Genomic DNA, 3957 nt, shown 5'->3' with positions numbered 1-3957 from the left:
CATGACCGTCCGCGCCGATCCGACGGTGCAGGAGGGTCGCCGTCAACGGGGCGACGTCGATCCGCCAGAACATCTCGACCGGGCAGCGCAGGGCGGCCACGAGCACGCCCCGGATGACCGCTGGATGGGTCACCGCGATGATGGCCCGGTTCGGTGCTTCGCCGGGCCAGCCAGTTCTCGACGCGGCCAAGCAAGCTCAGTAGGGATTCGCCGCCCGGCGGGGCCACCGCCGGATCGCTGTGCCACCGGCGCAGTTCGTCCGGGGGAATCTCGTCCAGGCTGCGCCCCCGCCACGCCCCGACGTCCAGGTCGCGCAGGGCCGGATCCACCTTGGGGACGATGGGTGGGCCCGGGGCCCGCGGGATGGTGACGTCACCCTTGCGGGCACCGAGGCCCAGGGCGGCGGCGGTCTGACAGGCCCGCGCGGATCCGTCGCAGAGCATCCCTCCCGTCGCGGGAAGCGCGCCGGCGCCGAGAGGTTCGTCGACAGGGAACCGGGCGGCCCGCAGGGCCGCGGTCGGCGCGCAACTAACCAGGGCCAGCCGCACCGGCGGCACCGATCGCACCGATCGCACTGGTGGGGGCCGCGGCACGTCGGGACGCGCGTTCGGTCAACGCGCCGAACAGCAGGCCGATGGCCGCCCAGACGGTCGCCTGGATGGCGAGCGAGGCGATCCGGAACCGCCACAGCACGTCGGCGGGGAAGCCCTCCGGCGTCTCGTGCACGCGGGGCAGGACGGCGTAGACGACGCCCAGGACCACCAGCCCGCCGACGACGGCGGCGATCGTCGCGTTCCAGCCGCCGAGCCGATCGGTGAGCCGCCGCGCGGCCACACCCGTCCCGACCACGACGATCACCGAGATCAGGATCATGAGGAAGTACAGGACGGTCCGCCGGCCGATCGTGTCGGGATTGCCGATCGCGGGGGGATTCGCCGGGTACTTCAGATCGGGCAGGAGGTAGACCGCGGTGAACCCGGCGAGGGCCACCAGGGCGGCCGTCCCCCGGGGCCCGAGGGCGCCCAGGCGGCCCTGCACGCACGCATACGCCAGGGCGAACATGCCGCCGATGGCGACGGAGAAGAGCAGCAGACCGGTGAACAGACCGAGCGTCGACTGCACGGTCCGGGACACCGGCTCGGACTCCTCGTGCGCGTGAGCGACGAGACCCACCGCCTCGTGCGCATGAGTGGAGCTCTCGCCCGCCAACTCGAAGGTGATCGCGTGACCGATCTGGCTCTCGCCGAGGGTCTTCGCGACGATGAAGGCGAGCACGCCGGCGACCAGACCGACGAGCATGCCACGGATCAACAGTGTTGGTGCCACAGCGTCTCCTTGCTGGAACAGAGCGGGAGGAGGCGTCAGTGGCGTCAGTGGCAGGGGAAGCCGAGCAGGTGGCGGGCGTCGTGCACGAACTCGTGGACGTAGTTCCCGCCGAAGATTGACAGCGCGCCCTGCTCGGCGCCGACGAAGTACAGCCCGAGCAGCGCCAGCAGCCCGCCGAAGAGCAGGAAGGGCACCAGCTCACGCAGCGGGATGGTCGGCAGGGTCGGCAGTGCCGGCTGGGCGAGCGGTGCGGGGGAGACGGCGGGGTGCGCCATGAGGAGAACCTCCACTGGAATCACGCGTTCCACGGGTAGGACGGGTTCGGGTAATGGGTCTGACTTCCGAGACCGTCCAGGACGGACGGGCCGGTCACAGTGGCGCGACCATGCCGGAATCACACCGGCTTCCATCACACGAACATGTAAAGATAAACAGCGCCATGTAACCCTGTCAAGTTTTCTGGGCTGCCAGGATGGCTGGACGGGTCCGGGTGCGGTCCCCGTGGGGCATGCTGGTGTGCTGTGCGCTTGTATATGCGGTCAGGGGGACCAGCAGCGGTCAGGGGAGCCAGGAGACGGTGGCACAGCCGAGCTGATGCCGGATGGGGCCGTCGGGCCCGGCGTTCGTGGCGTAGGCGCACACCGTGTGCGGGACTGCGCTGGTGATGACGGTGGTCTCGAAGCCGTGGTCGGAGCCGGCGTCGGGGTAGAAGCGGGCGACGTCCGGTCGGGAGGTGTCCGCGGTGGCGGTGGCGGCGGTGGCACCGTCGAGAGTGACCGTGACGGTGAGGGGGTCGGCGGGGGCGTCGGGGTCGTAGGCCCAGCCGGCGACGCGGACGCTGCTCCAGCCGGCGGTGATCCACGGGTTGGGCGTCGCGAGGTCGAGGTAGCCGAAGGGCGTGTGGTCGACGGCGGGCGCGTCCACGGTCGCGGTGATGCAGCCGAGGTTCTGCCGGTGGAAGGAGCCGAGCGGGCCGATGTCCACCGCGGCGGTGCAGACGGTGTGGGTGCCGGGTGCGGCGGCCACGGTGGTGTCGAAGCCGTGGTCGGGGCCGGCGCCCGGGTGGGCCCGGGCGACGTCGGGACGGGAGCGGTCGGCGATGACGGTGGCGGTGGCGACGTCGTCCAGAATGATCGTTACGGCCAGGGGGCGGCTGAGGTCCCCCGGGTCGATGGCCCAGCCGGCGACGCGGATGCCGGTGGGGGAGGCGTCGACGAGATCGAGAAAGCCGAACGGCGGCGCATCGTCTCCATTGGGACAGTTTTTCTCGATTTTCTCGATCTTTTCGGTTTTCTCGATCTTCCCCGTCTTCCCTACGTCACTGGGCTCGGCCGTCGGGCAGGTGCCGGCCACGGCGGATCCGGCCAGGCCGGCGCCGATCAGGACGGTGGTGAGAACGAGGATGCTGATCATCGCGACGGTGGTACGTACGGGCGTTCGATGCGGCGTGATGGCGATGATCGTCACCCTCTCTCCTCTCGCCCAAGGTGTGAACTGAAAGTAGCATCTTCATCGCTATCGGTCGACAACCGTGAAGGTTGTGTTGCATGTTGCATCCACGTCGCTGCCATGCGCATTCTGCGGGTGCGGTGTCCGTGCGGCCATGGGTCCGTATGGCCGCGGGGCGGTATGGCCGCGGGGCGGTGGGATGGTGGGATGGTTGGGCGCCGACTGGGCCCGGCCCGCCGACCGCGGCTGTTACCAGACCTGGATCAGTCAGCTCGGTCTGGCGGGGGACCCGTGGACCGGTCGCGGGACCGGATAGCCGAGAAAGCCTGCCGCGATCGTGCGCCCGCTCCCCGACTCGGCGGCCAGCCGAACCGGGAGAACGGCTCCGCCCGCAGATGCAGACGGATGATCTCGCTGCTGTACGCCAGCGTGTCGGCCGGCAGATCGTCCGGTGGGTGCCAGGCGAGGGCGGAGCAGGTGGCCGGCTCCCGATTGGTGGGCTCGCCGCTCCATCGCGGCACCAGGAAGCCGAAACGTCGCTGTCCGGCGGAAGGGCATGCGTGACACCCGCGAAAGCGACATCCTCGGGTTCGACCCCGATGCCGAGCTCCTCGTCGAGCTCCCGGATCACCGCGGTCACGACGTCCTCGACGGGCTCGATCCGTCCGCTGGGCAGCGCCCAGCAGCCGCTTCCGTAGATGTCTCCCGCGCGTTTCGTCAGGAGCAGGCGGCCGTCCCGTACCAGTAGCGCAAGAACGTCGACCGGGGTCCGGTGTTCGTGCCGCATGGTCCTCCTGCACCTTTACCATGACCGTGTGACAGTTCCGGTGCCAAGGTAACCCTTGTCGCCGAACATGTTCCTCGGATCGAGGACGTCGGGGATTCCGGACCGGGTTCGCCACGGCGGCCGTCCCACGAACCGCCTCCTCGAGGCCGACACCTCCGACGACCGTCTCACCCAGTGGCCACAATCCGTCGGACGGCCGTCGGCCGGTGAGTTGCGGGGACCTGAGCACGGTCTGCGGTACTTGGACCGTGCCTTGCTCCCCACAAGTTGGCTGCCGCGCGGTCAGGCGGACCCGGCCTTCGGCCTTCTTCGCCTGGTAGGGATTTGCATTGAAATAACTGGCTTATTCTATGTCTGGTCTACTGGAAGTGCCCATGTAGTTCCACTCGCCGTGG

At 69.5% G+C, this 3957-nt stretch carries 4 protein-coding genes, 2 pseudogenes and 1 riboswitch; all 6 genes and pseudogenes read right to left on the bottom strand.

Going from position 1 to position 3957, the window contains the following annotated elements:
* A partial coding sequence (locus tag AC08OT_RS16215; protein ID WP_476602989.1) for a histidine phosphatase family protein occupies positions 1-190 on the bottom strand: 190 nt, incomplete at its 3' end.
* A 28-nt stretch (positions 191-218) separates the two neighbouring features.
* A pseudogene (locus AC08OT_RS16210) lies at positions 219-443 on the bottom strand (histidine phosphatase family protein); the annotation flags it as partial.
* Between the two features lie 85 nt (positions 444-528).
* Positions 529-1326 (bottom strand): CbtA family protein, encoded by a 798-nt coding sequence (locus AC08OT_RS16205; RefSeq protein ID WP_476602988.1) that lies wholly within the window; start codon positions 1324-1326, stop codon positions 529-531.
* 44 nt (positions 1327-1370) lie between these two features.
* Positions 1371-1601: a CbtB domain-containing protein gene (locus AC08OT_RS16200; RefSeq protein ID WP_462188974.1), complete on the bottom strand. Its 231-nt coding sequence runs from the start codon at positions 1599-1601 to the stop codon at positions 1371-1373.
* Between the two features lie 4 nt (positions 1602-1605).
* Positions 1606-1761: riboswitch (adenosylcobalamin (AdoCbl) riboswitch) on the bottom strand.
* A 123-nt stretch (positions 1762-1884) separates the two neighbouring features.
* Positions 1885-2793 (bottom strand): hypothetical protein, encoded by a 909-nt coding sequence (locus AC08OT_RS16195; RefSeq protein WP_476602992.1) that lies wholly within the window; start codon positions 2791-2793, stop codon positions 1885-1887.
* A 580-nt stretch (positions 2794-3373) separates the two neighbouring features.
* A pseudogene (locus AC08OT_RS16190) lies at positions 3374-3562 on the bottom strand (NUDIX domain-containing protein); the annotation flags it as partial.
* Positions 3563-3957: the final 395 nt, after the last annotated feature.

It is taken from the genome of Frankia sp. CgJB1 (assembly GCF_977947065.1).
Note: the sequence above shows the minus strand (reverse complement) of the source record. Positions and strands in the feature narration are given on the sequence as shown.

Bases quoted from the DNA above. Each gene is read 5' to 3' on its own strand.
- AC08OT_RS16200 (WP_462188974.1), bottom strand. From the start codon at position 1,601: ATGGCGCACCCCGCCGTCTCCCCCGCACCGCTCGCCCAGCCGGCACTG.